20 protein-coding genes are annotated in these 20,424 nt (G+C 64.0%); 9 read left to right on the top strand and 11 right to left on the bottom strand.

Going from position 1 to position 20,424, the window contains the following annotated elements; translation table 11 throughout:
• Positions 1-50 precede the first annotated feature (50 nt).
• Positions 51-1,568, top strand: a complete 1,518-nt coding sequence (locus tag NUH88_RS15460) for a beta-1,3-glucanase family protein (protein WP_257767299.1) — start codon at positions 51-53, stop codon at positions 1,566-1,568.
• A gap of 128 nt (positions 1,569-1,696) precedes the next feature.
• Here NUH88_RS15460 and NUH88_RS15455 read toward each other — a convergent pair whose 3' ends face one another.
• Positions 1,697-2,713: a 1-aminocyclopropane-1-carboxylate deaminase gene (locus tag NUH88_RS15455; RefSeq protein WP_257767298.1), complete on the bottom strand. Its 1,017-nt coding sequence runs from the start codon at positions 2,711-2,713 to the stop codon at positions 1,697-1,699.
• A 159-nt stretch (positions 2,714-2,872) separates the two neighbouring features.
• Here NUH88_RS15455 and NUH88_RS15450 point away from each other — a divergent pair, with 159 nt between their 5' ends.
• Both NUH88_RS15450 and NUH88_RS15445 read left to right on the top strand, forming a co-directional pair.
• On the top strand, positions 2,873-3,337 hold the full coding sequence (locus NUH88_RS15450; protein ID WP_444329679.1) for an Lrp/AsnC family transcriptional regulator: 465 nt from the start codon (positions 2,873-2,875) through the stop codon (positions 3,335-3,337).
• Between the two features lie 163 nt (positions 3,338-3,500).
• Positions 3,501-5,273, top strand: a complete 1,773-nt coding sequence (locus NUH88_RS15445) for a cobalamin-dependent protein (protein ID WP_257767297.1) — start codon at positions 3,501-3,503, stop codon at positions 5,271-5,273.
• On the opposite strand, the gene NUH88_RS15440 is transcribed toward NUH88_RS15445, so the two are convergent.
• Together NUH88_RS15440 and NUH88_RS15435 are read right to left on the bottom strand one after the other, a co-directional pair.
• Positions 5,258-5,788 carry a GNAT family N-acetyltransferase gene (locus NUH88_RS15440; RefSeq protein ID WP_257767296.1) on the bottom strand — a complete coding sequence of 177 codons (531 nt, stop codon included), beginning with the start codon at positions 5,786-5,788 and terminating at the stop codon, positions 5,258-5,260. The genes NUH88_RS15445 and NUH88_RS15440 overlap by 16 nt on opposite strands.
• A 6-nt stretch (positions 5,789-5,794) precedes the next feature.
• The gene (locus tag NUH88_RS15435) at positions 5,795-6,400 is read right to left on the bottom strand and encodes a carboxymuconolactone decarboxylase family protein (protein ID WP_257767295.1); all 606 of its coding nucleotides are present in this window, start codon (positions 6,398-6,400) and stop codon (positions 5,795-5,797) included.
• Positions 6,401-6,539: 139 nt separating this feature from the next.
• On the opposite strand from NUH88_RS15435, the gene NUH88_RS15430 reads away from it, so the two are divergent.
• The 5 genes from NUH88_RS15430 (at position 6,540) to NUH88_RS15410 (ending at position 11,865) form a co-directional block, all read left to right on the top strand.
• The gene (locus tag NUH88_RS15430; RefSeq protein WP_257767294.1) at positions 6,540-7,169 is read left to right on the top strand and encodes a DUF1684 domain-containing protein; all 630 of its coding nucleotides are present in this window, start codon (positions 6,540-6,542) and stop codon (positions 7,167-7,169) included.
• A 161-nt stretch (positions 7,170-7,330) separates the two neighbouring features.
• The gene (locus tag NUH88_RS15425; RefSeq protein ID WP_257767293.1) at positions 7,331-8,464 is read left to right on the top strand and encodes an ABC transporter ATP-binding protein; all 1,134 of its coding nucleotides are present in this window, start codon (positions 7,331-7,333) and stop codon (positions 8,462-8,464) included.
• 124 nt (positions 8,465-8,588) lie between these two features.
• The gene (locus NUH88_RS15420) at positions 8,589-9,977 is read left to right on the top strand and encodes an extracellular solute-binding protein (protein ID WP_257767292.1); all 1,389 of its coding nucleotides are present in this window, start codon (positions 8,589-8,591) and stop codon (positions 9,975-9,977) included.
• 75 nt (positions 9,978-10,052) lie between these two features.
• Positions 10,053-10,940: a sn-glycerol-3-phosphate ABC transporter permease UgpA gene (ugpA, locus tag NUH88_RS15415; protein WP_257767291.1), complete on the top strand. Its 888-nt coding sequence runs from the start codon at positions 10,053-10,055 to the stop codon at positions 10,938-10,940.
• A gap of 4 nt (positions 10,941-10,944) precedes the next feature.
• A complete protein-coding gene (locus NUH88_RS15410; RefSeq protein WP_257767290.1) occupies positions 10,945-11,865 on the top strand; it encodes an ABC transporter permease subunit in 921 nt (306 codons plus the stop codon).
• A 4-nt stretch (positions 11,866-11,869) separates the two neighbouring features.
• On the opposite strand, the gene NUH88_RS15405 is transcribed toward NUH88_RS15410, so the two are convergent.
• The 4 genes from NUH88_RS15405 to NUH88_RS15390 form a co-directional block, all read right to left on the bottom strand.
• Positions 11,870-12,994 (bottom strand): S8 family serine peptidase, encoded by a 1,125-nt coding sequence (locus NUH88_RS15405; protein WP_257767289.1) that lies wholly within the window; start codon positions 12,992-12,994, stop codon positions 11,870-11,872.
• Between the two features lie 125 nt (positions 12,995-13,119).
• Positions 13,120-13,437, bottom strand: coding sequence for a virulence factor (locus NUH88_RS15400; protein ID WP_257767288.1), 318 nt, complete (start codon positions 13,435-13,437; stop codon positions 13,120-13,122).
• A 14-nt stretch (positions 13,438-13,451) separates the two neighbouring features.
• The gene (locus NUH88_RS15395) at positions 13,452-14,066 is read right to left on the bottom strand and encodes a DUF1638 domain-containing protein (protein ID WP_257767287.1); all 615 of its coding nucleotides are present in this window, start codon (positions 14,064-14,066) and stop codon (positions 13,452-13,454) included.
• Positions 14,067-14,077: 11 nt separating this feature from the next.
• Positions 14,078-14,791, bottom strand: a complete 714-nt coding sequence (locus NUH88_RS15390) for a cobalamin B12-binding domain-containing protein (RefSeq protein ID WP_257767286.1) — start codon at positions 14,789-14,791, stop codon at positions 14,078-14,080.
• Positions 14,792-14,992: 201 nt separating this feature from the next.
• Between NUH88_RS15390 and NUH88_RS15385 the strand changes: the two genes are divergently transcribed.
• Complete coding sequence (locus NUH88_RS15385) at positions 14,993-16,159, top strand: hypothetical protein (protein WP_257767285.1); 1,167 nt, start codon at positions 14,993-14,995, stop codon at positions 16,157-16,159.
• Here NUH88_RS15385 and NUH88_RS15380 read toward each other — a convergent pair.
• The 4 genes from NUH88_RS15380 to folP form a co-directional block, all read right to left on the bottom strand.
• On the bottom strand, positions 16,156-16,878 hold the full coding sequence (locus NUH88_RS15380) for a DNA helicase (RefSeq protein ID WP_257767284.1): 723 nt from the start codon (positions 16,876-16,878) through the stop codon (positions 16,156-16,158). The genes NUH88_RS15385 and NUH88_RS15380 overlap by 4 nt on opposite strands.
• A gap of 172 nt (positions 16,879-17,050) precedes the next feature.
• Positions 17,051-17,854 carry a bifunctional hydroxymethylpyrimidine kinase/phosphomethylpyrimidine kinase gene (gene thiD / locus NUH88_RS15375; RefSeq protein ID WP_257772231.1) on the bottom strand — a complete coding sequence of 268 codons (804 nt, stop codon included), beginning with the start codon at positions 17,852-17,854 and terminating at the stop codon, positions 17,051-17,053.
• Positions 17,855-17,882: 28 nt separating this feature from the next.
• The gene (gene glmM / locus NUH88_RS15370) at positions 17,883-19,247 is read right to left on the bottom strand and encodes a phosphoglucosamine mutase (RefSeq protein ID WP_257767283.1); all 1,365 of its coding nucleotides are present in this window, start codon (positions 19,245-19,247) and stop codon (positions 17,883-17,885) included.
• 42 nt (positions 19,248-19,289) lie between these two features.
• Positions 19,290-20,423, bottom strand: coding sequence for a dihydropteroate synthase (gene folP, locus NUH88_RS15365; protein ID WP_257767282.1), 1,134 nt, complete (start codon positions 20,421-20,423; stop codon positions 19,290-19,292).
• Position 20,424: the final 1 nt, after the last annotated feature.

Raw genomic sequence — 20,424 nt, 5'->3', positions numbered from 1 at the left:
AAATTGCACTCGCCGAACCACGAATGCCTGAGCGCACGGCAGTCACGCAAATGGCACCGCACGCCGCATCCGAGGAAACGCAACGGCTCGCCATGGCTTCCCCCCGCCTCTTGCAGCCGGCGAATGACGGATCCGGGCGGGCCGGACGCCAACTCGCGAGCACGACGCCGGCGGTTTCCTATACGCTGAAAATCACCAACAACAACGCCACCCTCATTCCGTCTCCCTACGTCACCTTCACCTCGACCGGAATGAGCTATACCGACAGCCAGGGGGCCACGAAGCAGATCTCCGCCTACACATCGGTTCCGTTGAGCGACATTCAGAATGCGGAGATCACCGTCTCCAGCACGGCCATCGGCGGCGACTTCTACATCTCGGACAAGAAGCTTCAGTACCGTAACAGCAGCGGGGACTGTGCCGACCTCTCCTCGGGTCATCCCGTCGCGCCGTCGCCGGTCAGTCCGACCGATTGCAACATCGACACGCGATGGCAATTCGTCGAAGTCGGCGGCGATTACGACCTCACCTATATCAATCTGTTCTCGGTGCCGCTGGCCCTCACGGTCGGGGGCACGCAATACGGCAACGCCACCGCGGCCGAGATCAGCGCGCTGAAAACGGCCCTCGGAAACCTCACCGAACCGGCCGGCGCAGCTATTCACAAGGATTCGAACGGCAATTTCATACGCGCCGTCAGCCCCGCGAATGCAGGCAGCCCCGACAGCAAGCTGCTCAAGGAATATCCGTCCTTCGCCTCCTATCTGGCGAACAGGTTCACACTGCCCGAATCCGGCGGTCATTTCTCCGCGATCAAGATCGACAACACATACAGCGGGCCGGGCGTGACCAACGCAAACTCCGTCTGCACGGTCAACGACAAGGCGTTCCAGACCCAGGACTACTCCGCAACCGCCTACTACATTTCCCTTGGCGGCGAGCGGAAATACCTGTCCCTGCTCTGGATCTTCGGCAGCGCGGACAAGGTGGGCGATTTCGCGATAACGGGGGTCCGGCTGCGTGAGGACATGTCCGGAGTAGCGGCCTGCGGCGGCAGCACCGGCCCGAGCTATTGCTACACCACCCAAGTGCGACCGGAGGACCTGAACCAGGCCTTCTATACCGCGGTAATGTCCTACACGGTGGACAACGAATCCTGCCCGGCTTTCTCGCAGATGCTGCCGATCCACGCCCCGAAGATCGTCGACACCGTCGAAAGCAACGGTGCGAACGACGTCTTCTCCACTGTCGTGCGCGATTTTCTGGTCGGTTTCGCCGGAGGTTTCGTCGGAAGCCCGACCGCCGCCCCGCAAAATCCAACCGGCGCGGCGACTTACGGCACGATGACCAGCGGCGAGTGGTCCAGCCTCTCGACGGAGTTGTTCGGCGGGTTGCAGCCCCACCACAGCTACTACAATCCGTGGGGCGCAGCCATCTACGGAACCTTCAACAGCGAAGTCTACGGCTTCCAGTATTCCGACTATTTCTCGGGACCGCTCGGAAATCCGCTGATGCAGGTGAATGCAGGAGACACGGTCGAGATCACGATCCTCGACGAAAGCCAGTAACAGCCCGACGCCTGCTTCGCCTCTAAAAGATCAAGGCGTCTCGATCGTCCTTGGACCAGGACCCGGAGACCGGCTGCAAGACTGCCGGTCTCCGGGCCGCCATAAACGGCGGCCTAGCCAGGTTCAGACTACCCGTTGCGGTAGGTATAGCTGTAGCCGTTGAGCGCCGGGGCGCCGCCGAGATGGGCGTAGAGCACCTTCGAGCCTTCCGGGAAATAGCCCTTCTTGACCAGGTCCATCATCCCCTGCATGGATTTACCCTCATAGACCGGGTCAGTGATCATCGCCTCGGTCCGGGCGGCAAAGCGGATCGCCTCGTTGGTCTCCTGGCTCGGCACGCCGTAGGCCGGGTAGGCGTAGTCCTCGAGGATGACGATCTCGTCGTCGCGGACTTTGCGGCCGAGCTCGACCAGCTCCGCCGTATTGTCGACGATCTCGCGCACCTGTTCTCGGGTCTGCTCCGGCGTCGCGGATGCGTCGATGCCGATCACCTTGTCCGCGCGGTCGTCAGCCGCGAAGCCGACGATCATGCCGGCCTGGGTCGAGCCGGTGACGACGCAGACCACGATGTAATCGAACTTGATCCCCATCGCTGCTTCCTGGGCACGCACTTCCTCGGCAAAGCCAACATAGCCGAGCCCGCCATACTTGTGCACCGAGGCGCCGGCCGGGATGCCGTAGGGCTTGCCGCCCGCGTCCCGCACCTCCTGCATCGCGTCTTCCCAGCTCTGCCTGATGCCGATATCGAAACCCTCGTCGACAAGCCGGCTGTCGGCCCCCATCAGGCGGGTCATCAGGATATTGCCGACCCTGTCATAGACCGCATCCTCGTGCGGCACCCAGGCCTCCTGCACCAGGCGGCACTTCATGCCCAGCTTGGCGGCGACGGCAGCGACCATGCGGGTATGATTGGACTGCACCCCACCGATCGAAACCAGCGTGTCCGCGTTCGAGGCGATGGCGTCCGGGACGATATATTCGAGCTTCCGCAACTTGTTGCCGCCCATGGCGAGACCGGAATTGCAATCGTCCCGCTTGGCGTAGATCTGCACCTTGCCGCCGAGCGCCTCGGTCATGCGTGGCAGATGCTCGATCGGGGTCGGGCCGAAAGTGAGCGGATAACGTTCGAATTTCTCGAGATTCATGGGGGAAAGCTCCGTCGCGTGGAATAGTGCGGGAACGCTAGCAGGAGGTAAGCGGCAGGTGCTTCCGTAATATTCGAAATATTTTCCCCTCACACCCCATCAACGCGATCTGATATCAAAATTCTCTCAACATCACGCCTTATGATGAAATTTTCCTCCATGTCGCATGAACTTGATCGTACGGACCGCAATATCCTGCGCCACCTGCAACGGAACGGGCGGCTCAGCAATGCCGAGCTCGCCTCCCTCAGCAATACCAGTCCCGCGACCTGCCACCGCCGTACCCAGCGGCTGTTCGAGGAGGGTTACATCACCTCCGTCCGCGCTCATATCGCGCCGGAAAAGGTGGAGCGGGGGGCGCTGGTGATGGTCGGTGTGGTTCTCGATCGCTCCACCCCGGAAAGTTTCGGCGCCTTCGAGACGGCGGTCAGCGAACTGCCCTTCATACTCGACTGCCACCTCGTGGCCGGCGATTTCGACTATTTCCTGAAGATCAGGGTCCGCGACATGTCCGACTTCAACGCCCTGCACGGAGAAAAACTGATCGCGCTCCCCGGAGTGCGGCAGACCCGGACCTTCTTCGTGATGAAGGAAGTGACCGACAACGCGCCGCTGCTGTTTTGATCGCACCCTATCGTCGTCATCCCGGCCGGAGAGCCGGGACCCAGATGATCTAAGAATGCCGCCCGCCCTCCCTGGGTCCCCGCTTTCGCGGGAATGACGACGTTTGGGGTTGATGGAGACGAGGTGCATAATAACCGCTCCCGCCTCTCTTCCCCCGGCAGCCATGCTTCCCGACCGCGCAACGATCTTCCCCGAACCCGACCTGCCGAACGGCGCCGGTCTGCTCGCCGAGGGCGCGACCTTGGCGCGGCACTGGACCGTCGGGCCTTCCGCCTTCCTGAAGGAAACCGGCGCCGCCTCGGAGCACGCCTACAAGCTCCGGCGCATGGCCGAAGGCGCGGTGATGCAGCATGCCCAGATCGGTTACCGGGACCCGGGCAAGAGTATCCGGGCCTATCGGGAAATCTGGGAGGCCTGCCAAAGACGCGGGATCACAATCGACCGCTACGGGCTCTGTCTCGACTGGTCGATGGCCCTGCCGAAAGCCATCCGGGAAAAGGCGACGCGCGGCACCGGCATGATCCTCGAGAGTGTCGAGGATTTCGCCGCGCTCGCCAATGCCGCGCCGGTCGCGGCCCATTTCGGCGATTTCGTTCTCGGCTTCCCGGCCGCCGTCGAAAACACGCAGGCGGCGCTCGCCGCAGGCAGCACGGCGATCGGCAATCTCGGGCAGTATTTCACCTTCCGCATCCCGGGCCATGACGACGATATCGCGGCGACACGGGAGACTGTTCGCGCCCTCGGCCTGATCGCGGCGCAGCCGGTGCCCGTGCTGGTCCATTCCAATATCGACGACGGGTTCGGCGCGCATCTAACCGATCTCGCATCCTGTCTCGGCATGATGCTGATCGAGCAAGAGATCGGCCGCCTCGCCGGCGTGCCGGTCGCGCATTGCTACGGCCACCATTTCTCCGACCCGCTCGCCCGCCTCGCCTTCCAGCGCGCCATGGCGCTGGCGGAAATGGTTCCCGGCTCGATGGTCTACGGCAACACCACGAGCTATCGCGGCACACCGGCGGAGAACGCGGCGAGCCTCTCCAGCTACCTGATGGTCGACGCGCTCGGCCAGGCGACACGTCCGACCGGGCATGCGATCAATCCGGTGCCGGTGACCGAGAACGAACGCATCCCGGAGATCGACGAGGTGATCGAGGCCCAACTCCACGCCGGCCGCCTGAAAGAGCACGCACTCGACTGGGAACCACTGATCGCGGGTGAAGGGGCCGACGCCATGGCGGCAACGCTCCTCGACGGCGCCCGCCGCTTCGAGCGCGGGGTGATGAAGGGGCTGGCGGAAGCCGGGATCGACACATCGGACGTCTTCGAGATGCTGCTGGCACTTCGCCGGATCGGCGCGCGGAAGCTGGAAGCCGCCTACGGTCCGGGCGCGGAGGATGCCGCGGCGTTCGGCGGACGCGTGCCGCTGGTTCCGGCGACCATCGTCTCGGAGATCGCCGGGACCGCCGGGGAAGCGCTTTCGGAAATGTCCGGAGAGGTCCGCGACCGGCTCAAGGGAAGCGGCCTCAAGGTACTGGTCGCGGCGGGAGACGTGCACGAGCACGGCAAGATGGTGGTCGAGGAGCTGGTTCGCAGGCTCGGCCTGGACGCGCTCGACGGCGGCGTCTCGACCGACCCGGAGATACTGGCCGCGCGCGCCGGGGAGAACCGGCCGGATGCCATCGCCATCAGTACCTATAACGGCGTCGCGCTCGGTTACTACCGCAGCCTGAAGGCCGCCCTCGCGGAACAGGGGCTCGATATCCCCGTGCTGATGGGTGGGCGGCTGAACCAGATCCCGGAAACCTCGAATTCCAGCCTTCCGGTCGATGTCGGCGCGGAGCTCGCGGAGGAAGGCGCCCTGCTTTGCCGCTCGGCGGCGGAGATGGGGCCCGCCCTCGCGGCGCTCCTGCTAACGCGGGGTCAAGCGCCCCAGTAAGTTGCCACACGCCATGGCGGCGGAACGACCAGATCTCCCGAGCATGGTGGCAAAGCTTCGCCGAGACCGAGTGATCGCCAAGCGTTCCACCAGCTTTCCGGCAAGGGGTAGGGCGGCGCAATGTCCGTGTCCGGGGCAAAGCCGAAGCGGGTATAGTAGGTCGGATCGCCGAGTACCATGACCCTCACCACCCTCGCCCGATGCAGCCGCTCCAGACCCTCTTGCACGAGCGCGCTGCCGATCCCCTGTCGCTGCATCGCGGGAATGACCGCGAGCGGTCCCAGCAGAGCCACCTGCTGCGGGTACCCGGCGACCGCACAGGTCGTGAAGGCGACATGTCCGGCTAGAACAGCGCCATCCATCGCAACCAGCGAGAGAACGCCGGCCGGCTCCCGGATCAACGTCCGGACCAACGGAAGCAAGTCCTCCTCCGGAAAGACCAGCGGGTAGAGCGCCTCGATCGCCGCCAAATCTTCCGGCCCACTCTCGCGGATGCCGATCTTCAGCTCCGACATGACGCCTCAGCTGTGCGACCAATTATCGGGATCTTCCGACTGATTCGGCGACAGGCCCAGAACGTCCCCGTCCGTGTTCACGCCCAACCCGAGAACCGTTCTGTTCGCGTAACAAAAGTAACTGACAACCTGGTTCACCTCGAGAATGCGCCCGTCATCGAGCCCAGCGGCGCGCAACGCCGCGACATCCGCCTCGGCGACGGATGCCGGGTCGGTGGTGAGCTTGGCGGCATAGCGGCACATTTCCAGCTCGGCGCCGTCGAAAGCCTGTTCCGGCCGGCCCGCTTCGAAAGCGGTACGGATGGCGTCCCCGCGCATGTCGTCGGCGAGCAGGCGGCACAGCCCCTGGAAATGATGCTCGACGCAATAGGCGCATCTGTTGATCAGGCTGACATAGACCCCGAGGCTCTCCAGCATCCATTTCGGCACCTTGTTGCCGGTATGGTGCAGGACATACTTGTAGAGATGCATGTGCCCTTCCATCGAATGCGGGCGCAGGCTGTGGGCCATCATGATGTTGTCGACATTGTCGTCAGGTCCCTTGACCCGGTCGTAGAGCGTCTTCAGACGGCCGGTTGCCTCGGAATAGGGCACGGTTGCGATCCAGGTCATGGGTTTCCTCCGGTCTCCATTTTTCGGGCAAAGCTTCGATGCCCGCGCCGGTCTGGTCAAGACGCCCCTCACGCGGCCGTGAGATGCACTGGCGCACGTCTTCCCCCATCTCTGACCGAATGAACGTTGGGGGACCGGGATGAATATCGTTTCGCTGGCCGACTGGCGCCGCCGGGTGGCCGAACTCTATACCGACATAAGACGGGCCGCGGATCCGGAGACCGCGTGGCAGCTCTGGCGGGAGACGCGGGACGAGCTGTTCCGCGGGCACGAGCAATCGCCCATCCCGGCGGAACGCCGGGCACAATATGGCGGCATTCCGCTCTTCGATTACGATCCCGAATTGCGTTTCGAGGTGGATCTCGCCGCACCGGCGACCGGCGAAGTACTCGCCGGGGAGATCGGTGCCGACGGGCAGATCGCGCTGCGGCCTCTGGCGCGCACCAGAGGCCTTGCCGGGAAGCTCGGCGGTGAACTGACGCTCTACTGGATCGAAGGCTATGGCGGCGGCCTCTTCCTGCCTTTCACAGACGCCACCAGCGGCAACGAGACCTATGGCGGCGGGCGTTATGTGCTGGACAGCATCAAGAGCGCCGATCTCGGGCAGACGGACGACGGGCGGTTGATCGTCGACTTCAACTTCGCCTACCACCCGTCCTGCTACCATTCCGAAGACTGGGTCTATCCGCTGGCGCCGCCGGAAAACCGCCTGCCGGAACCGGTGCGGGCCGGCGAGCGGATGGCGCATTCCGGAAACAGCAACTCCTAACACCCCGACGTTCCGTGCCAGCATTCGGTTAAGTGCTTGCGCGCACGGCGATATCAGAACCGAAACCTTATGTTCACCGAACGGATATGAGGGAGTCGCCGTTCCGATCCAATCCGCTTCGTAGGCTCTGCCCCTGACATGCATTTTGTTTGGGGCGGAGCATGGCGACCATCGAACTGAGAGAGGTCCGGAAATCCTACGGTGAGACCCAGGTGGTTCACGGGCTGGATGCGCGTTTCGAGCCGGGGGAGTTCGTCGTCATCGTCGGACCCTCCGGCTGCGGCAAGTCCACCCTGCTGCGCATGATCGCCGGGCTCGAGGCGATTAGCGGCGGGGAGATCGCCATCGGCGACAAGGTGGTGAACGCGCTCGCGCCGAAAGAGCGCGACGTCGCCATGGTGTTCCAGAATTACGCGCTCTATCCGCATATGTCGGTCTTCGACAACATGGCCTACTCGCTCAAACTGGCGAAAGTGCCGAAGCCCGAGATCCAGGAACGGGTCGCCAATACCGCCGGCATCCTCGGCCTCGGCGAGCTCCTGCACCGGCGCCCGAACCAGCTGTCGGGCGGTCAGCGCCAGCGCGTCGCCATGGGCCGGGCCATCGTCCGCGAACCCAAGGTATTTCTGTTCGACGAACCGCTCTCGAACCTCGATGCAACGCTCAGGGTGCAGATGCGGGTCGAGATCAAGCAGCTGCACCGCGAACTCGGCGCCACCAGCGTCTTCGTCACCCACGACCAGGTCGAAGCCATGACCATGGCGGACCGGCTGGTGGTGATGAATGCAGGTCTGGTGGAACAGGTCGGCCGTCCCGTCGATGTCTATAACCGGCCGGCGACGCGGTTCGTCGCGAGCTTTATCGGCTCGCCCGCGATGAACTTCCTGAAAGGCACGCTGGACGCCCGGACCGACGGTTATACGGTCCGCCTGAAGGACGGCACGCCGGTCGATGCGGGCGCCGTCGAGGGCGCGCGGAGCGGCGAAGAGGTGAGCCTCGGGATCCGCCCGGAACATCTCCGCCCTGCCTCGGCCGAGGCGGGGGCCAGCCTGAGCGGCCGCATCTCCCTCATCGAGGAACTCGGGTCCAGCCGTCTGGTTCATCTCGAAACCGCGAACGGCCGGATGGTCAGCAACATCGCGGTCGAAGAGTCCGGCGACTGGCAGATCGGCGAGGATATCGGCCTCTCGGTCGCGCCGAAACATACGCATCTCTTCGACCGGGAAAGCGGCCTCCGCCTAGATCATCCGGAACATGCGGGCGGAAATCAGGTCGCGAACGAGGCCGCGGCCTAGTGTCCCGGAACCGCAACAGGAACGACTCAACACATTCAATCTTCGTCCAAAAGATCCACACGGAGCTTTGCGACACTTACGCTGGGGCAGTCTGTGCGCCCCTGAAATCCAGGGAGAATTTGACATGAAACGGAATAAGTTCTGGCTTGCCGGCATGCTCGCCGCGGCCGTGACGTTCGGCGCTGCGGATGCGTCCGCCGAGCGTATCAAGATCCAGTGGTGGCACGCGATGAGCGGCGGCCTCGGCGAGGGTGTGGACGAGATCGTCCGCCGCTTCAACGAGAGCCAGGACAAATACGAGGTGGTCGCCACCTGGAAGGGCCGCTACCGGCACCTGCTGACCCAGACCATCGCCGCGATCCGCGCAGGCGAGCAGCCGCACTTCTTCCAGAACAACGAGACCGGCGTCATCACCCTGATGCTCTCCGGCGCGATCGTTCCGGCCGAGGACATGCTGGCCAAGCACGGCGTGACCCTGAACAAGAGCGATTATCTCTCGCCGGTCACCGGCACCTATACCGACCCGAACGGCAAGCTGCTCGGGATGCCGTTCAACAGCTCGACCCCGATCCTCTACGTGAACAAGGATCTGTTTGACGCGGCCGGCCTGACCGAAATGCCGAAGACCTATCAGGACATGGAAGCGCAGATCCGCCAGCTTCAGGCCTCAGGCGCCGAGGTACCGCGCGGCGGCAAACCCTGCGGCTACGGCTTCTATGCCGGCATGTGGGGCGATCTCGAAAACCCGATGGCCCAGCAGAAGCAGTTCTACGCCTCCAAGAACAACGGCCTCGACGGCCTCTCCGCCCGGCTCGTCTATGACAAGCCGGACGGCTGGGCTATCATGCACATGAAGCGCATCAAGCGCTGGCTGGACGAGGGTCTTGCCGAGTTCGGCGCCGAGTCCCAGACCGACTGGAGCAGCGGCGCGCTGAAGAACTTCAAGGCCGGCAACTGCCTGTTCCATATCCGCTCCACCGCGAGCCATGCGACGATGGAGGACAACCCGTTCAACTGGACCGCCGCGCACCTGCCTTACGAGGCCGGCACCACCCCGGTGAACACCACCATCGGCGGCGCCGCGCTCTATGTCCTCAAAGGCTTCTCCGACGAGGAATATGCGGGCGTGGTCGAGTTCTTCAAATCGCTGACCTCGGTCGAGATCCAGAAATACTGGCACAAGAAAACCGGCTACGTGCCGATCACCAAGCAGGCCTATAACGAGCTGAAGGCCGAAGGCTACTACGAGGAGTTCCCGACCAAGGAACTGGCGGTGATCCAGCTCCTGCGCGGCGGTGACAATCCGCATCCGGCGGCCCGGGTCCCGCGGCTCGGCAACTTCGAGAATGTCCGCATCGCGCTCGAAGGCGAGCTGCGCAAGGTCTGGGCGAACGAGCAGACCGTCGAGCAGGCCTTCGCCAATGCCGTGCGCCGCGGCGACGAGATCCTCCGCCGCTTCGAGAAACAGAACTCGCGTCAGGCCGAGGAACTCTACCCGATGCTGGTCGAGTAACGGCCGACCTCAATCAACGACCGGGGCGGCATTCCGCCGCCCCGGCTCTCCTTCCAGGTTTTTCGGACGGTTCGCATGAGACGGGTGACCTTCGACGGCCGCTGGCTGCCTTACCTGCTGCTCTTCCCGCAGCTTCTGATCCTGCTCTGGTTCTTCTTCTGGCCCGCGGCTCAGGCGCTCTACCAGGCCTTCACCCTCGCCTCGCCCTTCGGCGGCTACGCGGAATGGGTCGGCTTCGAGAATTTCACCGACATGGTGAGCCAACCCGAATACCACAAGGCGATCTGGGTCACGATTGTCTTCAGCGCCTTCACTACCGCGCTTTCGCTCGGGCTCGGCCTGCTTTTCGCGCTGTTCGCCGACCGGGTGCTCCGGGCGACGGATGCCTACCGGATCCTGCTGATCTGGCCCTATGCCGTGGCTCCCGCCATCGCCGGCGCGCTCTGGACCTTCACCCTCGACCCGCATTCCGGCGTCGTCGCCTTCGCGCTGAAGACCGTGCTCGACTGGGGCTGGAACCCGGAGCTGTCGAGTTTCGACGCCATGGTGCTCGTGGTCTTCGCCGCCGCATGGAAACAGGTCGCCTATAATTTCGTCTTCTTCCTTGCCGGGCTGCAATCGATCCCGCGCTCGGTCATCGAGTCCGCGGCGATGGACGGCGCCGGGCCGCTCCGGCGGATCCGCGACATCATCCTGCCGCTGCTCTCGCCGACCACCTTTTTCCTTATCGTGCTGAACGTCGTCTACGCCTTCTTCGACACTTTCGGGATCATCCACGTGACCACCGAGGGCGGCCCCGGCGATGCCACCACGATCCTGGTCTACAAGGTCTTCCGCGACGGCTTCATCGGGCTCGACCTAAGCGCCTCGGCGGCGCAGTCGATCATTCTCATGGTGGTGGTCATCGCCCTTACCGTCTTCCAGTTCCGCTTCCTCGAGCGGCGTGTCCATTACGCGGGCTGAACAGATGACCGAACGCACACCGATCCTCGACATCCTGACCCATGTCTTCCTGATCCTCGGGATCCTGGTGACGGGTTTTCCGATCTATGTCGCGCTGGTCGCCGCCACGCTAACGCCGCAGGAAGTGAACGGGTTGCCAATGCCGATGTTCTTCGGCGATCAGCTGCTGGTGAACCTGCAGGAGACCTGGAGCCGGGCCGATCTCGGCCTGCAGCTCTTCAATTCGGCGGTCCAGGCGATCGGCATCACGATCGGAAAGGTGGCGATCTCCATCCTCTCCGCCTTCGCCATCGTCTATTTCGACTTCCGCTTCAAGATGACCGCCTTCTGGATCATCTTCATGTCGCTGATGCTGCCCATCGAGGTCCGCATCGTGCCGACCTACGAGGTGGCGGCGAACGCTTTGACGCCGTTTATCTGGCTCGGAGAGGTCCTGGGGCTTGACGATCTCGCCTCCTGGATCGCGGGCGAGCGCGTCAGCTTCGACGTGAAGGTCAGCCTGCTCAACTCCTATGCGGGGCTGATCTTCCCGCTGATCGCCTCGGCGACCGCGACCTTCCTCTTCCGCCAGTTCTTCCTGACCGTGCCGAACGAGATGTGCGAGGCGGCCAAGGTGGACGGCGCCGGCCCGATGCGCTTCCTCGCCGACATCCTTCTGCCGCTCTCGCGCACCAACATCGCAGCGCTCTGCGTCATCCTCTTCATCTATGGCTGGAACCAGTATCTCTGGCCGCTGCTGGTGACGACGGACCCGTCCTATTCGACGGTCGTGATCGGCATCGCCAAGCTGATGCCCTCGCCGGAGGCAGTACCGGAATGGAATCTCGCCATGACCGCCGCGCTGATCGCCATGGCGCCGCCGGTGCTGGTGGTCGTGTTCCTGCAGCGGCTCTTCGTCAGGGGGCTGGTGGAGAGTGAGAAGTAGCGGTTCAGCCGAACATGTCCCGGCAAAGCCGGGTCTCAAAGTCCAGCGTGCCGGCATCAGGCAAATCGGCTTCGACGAGAGCCTTCATATCGAGCATCCCCGCCTCGTTGTTCGCATGCGAATCCGATGGCAAACCCTGGTGCGTGGTTTTCAACAAGGAGCGGAAGGCCTCAACGACCATCCATGCATCGTCCGGCGGATATGCCGCTTCGATGTCCCGCGCCCGGCGCGCAAGCCAGACCGCTGCCGCACCTGAAACGGTCGCGGCAGCGTAGGAGGAGCCATTTCCGTCTGGCAGCGGATAATAGTCATCCTGCACATCGCCGCTGCGCCGTTTCGGATGGGCTCTGAAGATCGATTCGGCGGGCGCCCAGACGTCAATATGCTGATAATCGACCGCATCGAGCGGCTCCGGCTGTGGCTTCCACATCTCGACAGCGGTAAGCCGATCGCCTTCGAACTCCGGCTCAAGGCCGGCAGCGCAGATCGACCGCCAGTACTTGCCGGGATAGGTCGCCTTGCTGTGCACATTGTTTCCCAATGCGCCGACAACGATGACACCGTTCTCGTACGCATTGTCACAAGCCTTTCCGAGCTTGCGCATTGCCCGGCGAAATGCTCCGAACGGATTGAATACCGGTCTGGCGCCGAGGCTCATGTTGATGACGGAACAAAAGCTCTGCTCCACGGCATGGTTAATCGAGTCCGCGACCTGACCGATCGTTTCCGCCGTGATCAGCGCAACCGAAGTCACCGCCCGGTAAGGAACGACAGGAACTCTCGGAGCTATGCCGACCAGCACATCCGGATCGAAACCGTACATGACACTTCCAATCCTCGTGCCGTGGCCGGGATTGAGGCCGCCATCGACCGGGTCCGTCGGCCGGACCTCCCGGTCCGGATCGACCGCGTTCAGGCCCTGATCGACCAGAATATGCTCGCTCGCTCCCTGATTGTTCCACGAACCAAAAACCGAGTGCTCGACATAGCCCGTATCCACATGGCCGATGCGCACATCGCCGTAGTCGAAATCGTCTCCAGCCGTGTCTTCAAGCAACGGCGCCCATGCCGCCGCCGAGCGTACGAATTTCGTATTCCAGTCCTTGCGACCGCGGACATGCGTGACCATTGCTTCCTCCCGCTACGGCGAATTCCGCCAACAACGAGTGGAAGGCGAAACCAACTTCTCCTCATGATAGCAAAAATAGAAAATGAATACGCGGTTAGATTTTCGTGAAATAGTTGGTTGAATTGTTACTCATCGGCATCGTTGCCGCCATTCTTGATCAGCGCTTTCAGCTTCTCGCCGTCATACTCGGCCTGCAGCGCTTCCGCGGCCGCTTCGGCTGCCGCTTCGAGATCGTCGCCGCATTCGACCGGATCGGCGCGGCGCCAGCCTTCGAGATAGGCGTCCTCGTCCTCGGAGCCGTCGCGCATCGCCGCCATGTCGATGGCATGGATGAAGCGGACCGGCAATTCGACCTTGGCCTGTTTCCGGCGCCGGCCGCGCCCCTCCTCGGCGATCACCTGGGCTGGGATGTCCCGCCAGTAAACGGTGATGAGATGCGCCATGGCTTCCGCTCCTCTCAGTACCCGTTCCGGGCATCTTCGATAAAATCCTGCAGCTCGCCATAGCCGCAATAGCGGTACTCGAAGGCGAGCCCGAGCCGTTCCGCCGCCTGTTCCGCTTTCGCTTTCAGGCGGGCGTCCTCCGTCTGGGCAATGTAGACCAGCGCCGAGTAATTGCCGAAATACATCTCGCGCAATTCCGGGAATCGGTCGAGGCCGAGCCCCTTCACGATCAGGCGGTCGAAATGGCGGACGAGATAGTCGGTCAGGAAGAACCGGGCCGGGTCGGCATCCGTCATCTCTGTGAAAGCCTCGGTCCCCATGAAAAACTGGTAGCAGTGCGGGCCGGCGATCCGTTCGACGCCGAACTCCTCGATCACCGCATCCACCTCGCCGCCGGTCCCGCAATCGCCATAGGCGACGAACACCCGGTCATAGCCGGACGCCGCCCTCAGTTTCCGCCGGAGGCCGGGCGCGATCTTTTCCGGGTGATTGTGCCAGATGGCGGGCAGGCAGGTGATGTCGAGCGTGTCCCAGCCGGTCGATTCTTTCAGGGCGACCAGCTCGCGTCCGAGAGCACCGCAGGCCACGACGAGGGCCCGCGGCGTGCGTTCCGATGCAGGGGCGGCCATCGCCGCCCCGCTCAGCTGACGCCCATGGCGGCCGAGTTGGACCTCTCGCGCTCGGCGATCAGGTTCTTCGCGGTCTCCACGGCGACGGCAGCGTCGCGGCAATAGGCATCGGCACCAACGCTCTCCGCGAAGGCCTCGTTCAGCGGCGCTCCGCCGACGAGCACGATGTAATCGTCGCGAATACCCTTTTCCTTCATGGTGTCGATCACGACCTTCATGTAGGGCATCGTGGTGGTGAGCAACGCCGACATGCCGAGGATGTCCGGCTTGTGCTCCTCGATCGCGGCCAGATAGTTCTCCACCGGGTTGTTGATCCCGATATCGATCACCTCGAAGCCGGCGCCTTCCATCATCATGGAGACGAGGTTCTTGCCGATATCGTGGATATCGCCCTTCACCGTGCCGATCACCATCTTGCCCATGCGCGGCGCGCCGGTCTCGGCAAGCAGCGGGCGGAGGATCGTCATGCCGGCCTTCATCGAGTTGGCGGCCATCAGAACTTCGGGCACGAAGAGAATACCGTCGCGGAAGTCGATGCCCACGATCCGCATACCTTCGACCAGCGCCTCGGTCAGGACCTTGTAGGGCGTCCAGCCGCGCTCGAGCAGGATGTTGACCCCCTCCTCGACCTCATCCTTCAGGCCGTCATAGAGATCGTCATGCATCTGCTGCACGAGCTCTTCATCGTCCAGTTCCGACAGAACGATATCGTCTTCTTCGGCCATATCGCCTCCCTGCGAATAACGCCCGAGATCCGGTTCTCGTCACATCATTTACGTGCCAAGCGTCATCTTTCCATGCCCGCGTGCGACACCAAGTATCGGTTTGACGACCAAATCAGGACAATCGGGGACTGGATTTTTTCGTCATAAAGTAGCATTATACAGCCATCTATTCCCCCGAAAATTCATCCAGTGGAGACCGCCATGCTGCTCGTCACAGCCGTCGACGGCCCCGCCACCGCTGATACCGGCTCTGTTGCACGTTACGAGGCCACTGCCTTCAACCAGCCGAACCCCACGCCGGCCGATCTCGCGAAAATCAACTGGGAGGTTCGGGTCGACGGCGTCCGGGTGATGCGGGCCATCGAAAAGGGTCCGCTGCTCGAGGTACCGGTAAAGGCCGAATATGCCGGCCGCGACCTGCTGGTCATGCCTTTCGCGAACAGCCCGACCGAACGGGTCTCGAAGACCACGCGCGTCGCCGGCGAGCAGCAACGGATTGACGCTCCGGCCGAGGTTGCGCTGCGCATCGACGGGCAGCGCCACTACGCTCGGCTGAACGACGGAGCCGAGTTCTATGTCGGCAGCGACGTCAGCTATGGGCAACGGCGCGGCCTGATGAACACCACGCCGGGAACGGACCTCTATGCGCCGGAGAACTATCACGAGCAGTTCGGCTTCTGGGCCGACGTGATAACGCCGACGGCGATGTGCGAAAGCAAAGGCAGCTTCCACTGCCTCAACACCTATGATCGCGCGGCCTTCACCTTCGGCTTCTACCAGGAGGCGGCACATGTGGCCGGCGAGAACTTCATCCTCCAGCTACGTCGTTTCCTGCTCCTGCCCGAAGCACGGTTCTATTTCCCGGACCTGACGCTGTCTGGTGGACACGTTGCGCAGAAGACGGCGGACGGTATCACCATTCTGGAAGATTCAAACAGCAGCCAGGGCCTTATGGACTATCTCAATCCGGACCCGGACGCCGTCGGTGAGCAGGAGGCCAAGGTCGCAGCGAAGTTCGTGCACTGGGCGGAGAACAGCGAGGACAACCGGGCGAACCAGGTCGCCTTCGCGGTCGAGCAGCAGCGGCAGAAATTTTTCAGCTATGCCGGGGAGTACGATCTCGACGGGGCGGAGGACAGTGTCTGCATCGTAATCGCCGATATCCGTCATCAGGGCCGCGCCAAGAACACGGTCATCCAGCCGGCGGTCCGCGCGGACGATCCGCTGAACGCTCTCCTGGAGATCGGCGCGGACAAATATCCGGAGCGAATCAAGACTCTCCGTAGCGAGATCGAGCGGATGACCGAGGAAGGCATCCTCGGCCATCACAGCTACAGCCTCGTGAACCGGGACTTCGTGCTCGACTAGGCGGCCCGAACCTCCTCAAGGCTGATCTCGCCCTCATGCAGGAAGCAGCATTTGGTGAAAAGCGTGAGGTCCACCGGATTCGGCAGCCGGACATCGGCAAGCCCGGGCAGACCGCTGCCGCGCGCATCGAACGTCCGGTCGATCTGCGAGATCAGCACGGCGATCTGGCCCGACGCGACCGTGAAGGCCTTCAGAGCGCGGAGCTGCTCCGCAAGCGCGGGCCTGTCGCGGCGTTGGTCCAGAAGCTGCAGATAGTCGATCACGGACAGCGTCCCGCGCGGCGCGCCGCGCATCCGGCCGACGATATGATCGGCGCAGATCCCGTCAGACGTATCGAGCGCGAAATCCCGCCCTGCCGCCTCCGGTTCGCCCCCCATGGAACGGAGCCTCTGCGCCACATCCTCCGCGTGATAGTCGAGGGTGAAGAACGTGCCCTTCCTCCCGGCTTTGGCGGCTTCGAGCAGCAGTTCGAGGCCGAGCAGGGTCTTGCCCTGCCCCGGCCGCGCGCCGAGCAGGACCAGATCCCCCGGCTCGAGTTGCGCGAACAGGCCGGCGCCCGGCCGATGGTCGCGCGCGACCTTGGCCGCGAGCTGGCTCCAGCTCCGGAAGCCTTCGCCAGCGGCAATGCGGTCGAGCGCCTTGTTGAGCGGGATGCCTTCTTCGCGGGAGAGCAGGCGAGCCTGACGTTTCAGACGGAACAAGGGTGCTGAGAGTTTCATTGCGGAACCTCCTGATGCGGACGAAATCGCAATCCCTCCTTATGCGCATGCCCGAACAGTGGGTCCGATGAAGAACGCGCCCAACATGTCGGATGCTTTCCCGTCGGAGGGGGGAGGCGCGGGCCGTGCCTGTGCGGTGAATCTAAGCGCGGCCCGGTCGGAACTCAAGCGGTCAGACGTCCGCCTTCAGGGTGTGCGCATGATTGAGCGGGCCGTGCCCGTGGCCGAAGCCCGGCGCGGTCAGAATCGCCTTGCGGACATAGTCGCGCGCCCGCGCGACGGCCTCCTCGACGCCGAGTCCCTGTGCCAGACCGGCGGCGACGGCGGAGGCCGTGGTACAGCCGGTGCCGTGGGTGTGGGCGGTGTCGATCCGTTCGCCGCGGAACTCCACCGGCTCGCTGTCGGCCGAGATCAGGATATCGATCAGCTCGTCGCCTTCCATGTGCCCGCCCTTCATCAGCACATGCTTCGGGCCGAGCCTCAGCAGGGTCTCGCCGGCGCGCAGCATGTCGTCGCGGGACTTGATTTCGCTCGCGGTCAGGAGGGCGGCTTCCGGGATGTTCGGTGTCAAGATGGTCGCGCGTGCCACCATCTTGCGCTTCATCGCCTCCAGCGCCTGGGATTCGAGCAGCGGATGGCCGCCCTTGGCGACCATGACCGGGTCGACCACCAGAGGCACATGCGGAGCGAAATCCTCCAGCGCCTTGCGCACGGTCTCGATCACCGGAATCGAGTGCAGCATGCCAGTCTTGATGCAGTCCGCGCCGAGATCCTTCAGCACGACTTCCATCTGCTTGGCGATGAACTCCTCGTGGATCTCATGCACGTCGTGCACGCCCTCGGTATTCTGCGCGGTCAGTGCGGTGATCGCGGTCATGGCGAAGCCGCCGAGGCACGTCACCGCCTTGATGTCCGCCTGAATGCCGGCGCCGCCGCCGGAATCCGAGCCGGCGCAGATCAGCACCCGGCCGCGCATCCCGTGCAGGCCCTCCGTCGCCGTCGCATCATCCTGCGGCACGTTCGATCTCCCGTGCGATATCGTTCACCACGGCCTCGACGAGCTTCTTGTCCTCGCCTTCGGCCATCACCCTGATCAGCGGCTCGGTGCCGGACTTCCGGATCAGCACCCGTCCGCTCTCGGCAAGCCGCGCCTCGCCGTCGGCGATCGCCGCTTTCACGGCCTCCGCACCGAGCGGCGGTTCGCCCTTGTAGCGCACGTTCTTCAGCAATTGCGGCAGAGGCGTGAAGATCGAGGCGACCTCGCTCATCGGCTTGCCGGAGGAGATCAGCACCGCCAGCACCTGCAGCGCCGCGATCAGCCCGTCGCCGGTCGTCGCATGGTCGCTCATGATCATGTGGCCGGATTGCTCGCCGCCGAGATTGAAGCCCTCGGCGCGCATCTGCTCCAGCACGTAGCGGTCGCCCACCTTGGTCCGGTGCATCCCGACCCCGATCCCGGCAAGATATTTTTCCAGACCGAGATTGCTCATCACCGTGGTGACCAGCGCCCCGCCTTTCAGCAGGCCCGCCTCGGCCCAGGATGTGGCGATCAGCCCCATGATCTGGTCGCCGTCGATGATCCTTCCGCGCTCGTCCGCCATGATCAGCCGGTCGGCGTCGCCATCCAGCGCAATCCCGAGATGAGCGCCGCTTTCGACCACGGCATTGCACATGGCCTGCGGAGCGGTCGCACCGCAGCCCGCATTGATGTTGGTCCCGTTCGGCTGCACGCCGATCTCGACCACCTCGGCCCCAAGCTCGAAAAGCACCCGCGGCGCGACCCGGTAGGCCGCCCCGTTGGCGCAGTCGACCACGAGCTTCAACCCGTCGAGGCGCAATCCTTTTGGAAATGTGTTCTTGGCGATCTCGATATAGCGGCCCTGCGCGTCGTCCAGCCGGCGGGCGCGCCCCAGCCGGTCGGCCGGCGCCCGGTCGCCGGCATCGAGACGGTCGATCCGGTCCTCGATCTCCTGCTCGACCTCGTCGGATAGCTTGAAGCCGTCAGGTCCGAAGAGCTTGATGCCGTTATCCTGGTAGGGATTGTGCGAAGCCGAGAGCATGACGCCGAGATCGGCGCGAAGCGAGCGGGTCAGGCTCGCCACCGCCGGGGTCGGCAGCGGGCCGAGCAGCACCACATCCATCCCGATCGAGGTGAACCCGGCCACCATCGCCGGCTCCAGCATGTAGCCGGAGAGCCGCGTGTCCTTGCCGATCACCGCCAGCGGCCGGTGCCCGGTCTTCGGCGCGCCGTTGCTGTGCACGAAGTGGCGGCCCGCGGCCATCGCGACGCGGAGCGCTGTCTCGGCGGTCATCGGCTCGCTGTTGGCCGTGCCCCTGATGCCGTCGGTTCCGAAAAGGTCTCTGGTCATGAAATGCCGAACTTACGTAACGATTGCGTAACCGGGCGCAGTCTACCGCTCTCCGGCGATACCCGCCCATATTTTTAGTGCCTGCACGGTCTCGGCGACGTCATGCACGCGAACCATCTGGACGCCCTTCTCGACACCGGCGAGCGCCGCGGCGAGAGAGCCCGGAACCCGCTGTTTCGCGGGCTCATCGCGGCTGAGCGCGCCGATGAAGCGCTTGCGAGAGACCCCGAGCAGAATCGGACAGCCGAGGGAATGCAGCAGGCCGAGCCGGGCCAGCACCTCGAGATTGTGGGTCACGTTCTTGGCGAATCCGACGCCCGGATCGGCGATGATCCGCCCCCGCGCGATGCCGTCCCGCTCTGCATCGAGGACCCGCCGCTCAAGTTCTTCCACCATCTCCAGCGGCGAGAAGTCGTAGACCGCCTCGGTCTGCATCGATTGCGGTTCGCCGCGCATATGCATCAGCATCGCCGGCACGCCGGCCTCGGCGACGATGCGGCGGCTCTCGGGATCCTTCAGACCGGTGACATCGTTGACGATATCCGCGCCGGCATCGAGTGCGGCGCGCATGACCGCCGGGCGGCGGGTATCGACGCTGATCACCGGACGCTTGGCCCCGGCCCGGCTGCGGATGCCCTCGATCACCGGCACGACGCGGCGAAGCTCCTCGGCGACCGGCACCGGGTCGGCGCCGGGTCGGGTGGACTCTCCACCGATATCCAGGATGTCGGCCCCCTGCATCAGCAGCTCGAAGGCATGATCCACGGCCACGTCCCGGTCCGCGAAATCGCCGCCGTCGGAAAAGCTGTCCGGCGTGACGTTCACGATCCCCATGACCAGCGGACGGTCCTGCGGCAGACCGCAAAGTGCCGGACGAAAGGCGATCAGGGCCGCAAGTTCCTGAACAACAACGTCCCCGAAACCTTCTTCCTCTGCCCAGTCTTCCGCATCCGCCACAGGCACAGGCCCTATCAGATGAATGGCCTCATCGGAACGGGCAATCAGTTCAACCGATGTGAATGCGCCGGGCCCCCCGGCCAGTGGTCGTGCTGCTCCGGCCCCGATAAGGCGCGCCGCGCTCTCGCCCCAGAGGATCCCTTCAGGGCGAAGACGAATGCGGGCGCCGGACGGCAAAAGGCCGCGCCGAAGCGCGGCCTCTCGAATGATCTGGACCATG

The sequence above is a fragment of the Nisaea acidiphila genome (assembly GCF_024662015.1).
GTDB lineage: Bacteria > Pseudomonadota > Alphaproteobacteria > Thalassobaculales > Thalassobaculaceae > Nisaea > Nisaea acidiphila.
Note: the sequence above shows the minus strand (reverse complement) of the source record. Positions and strands in the feature narration are given on the sequence as shown.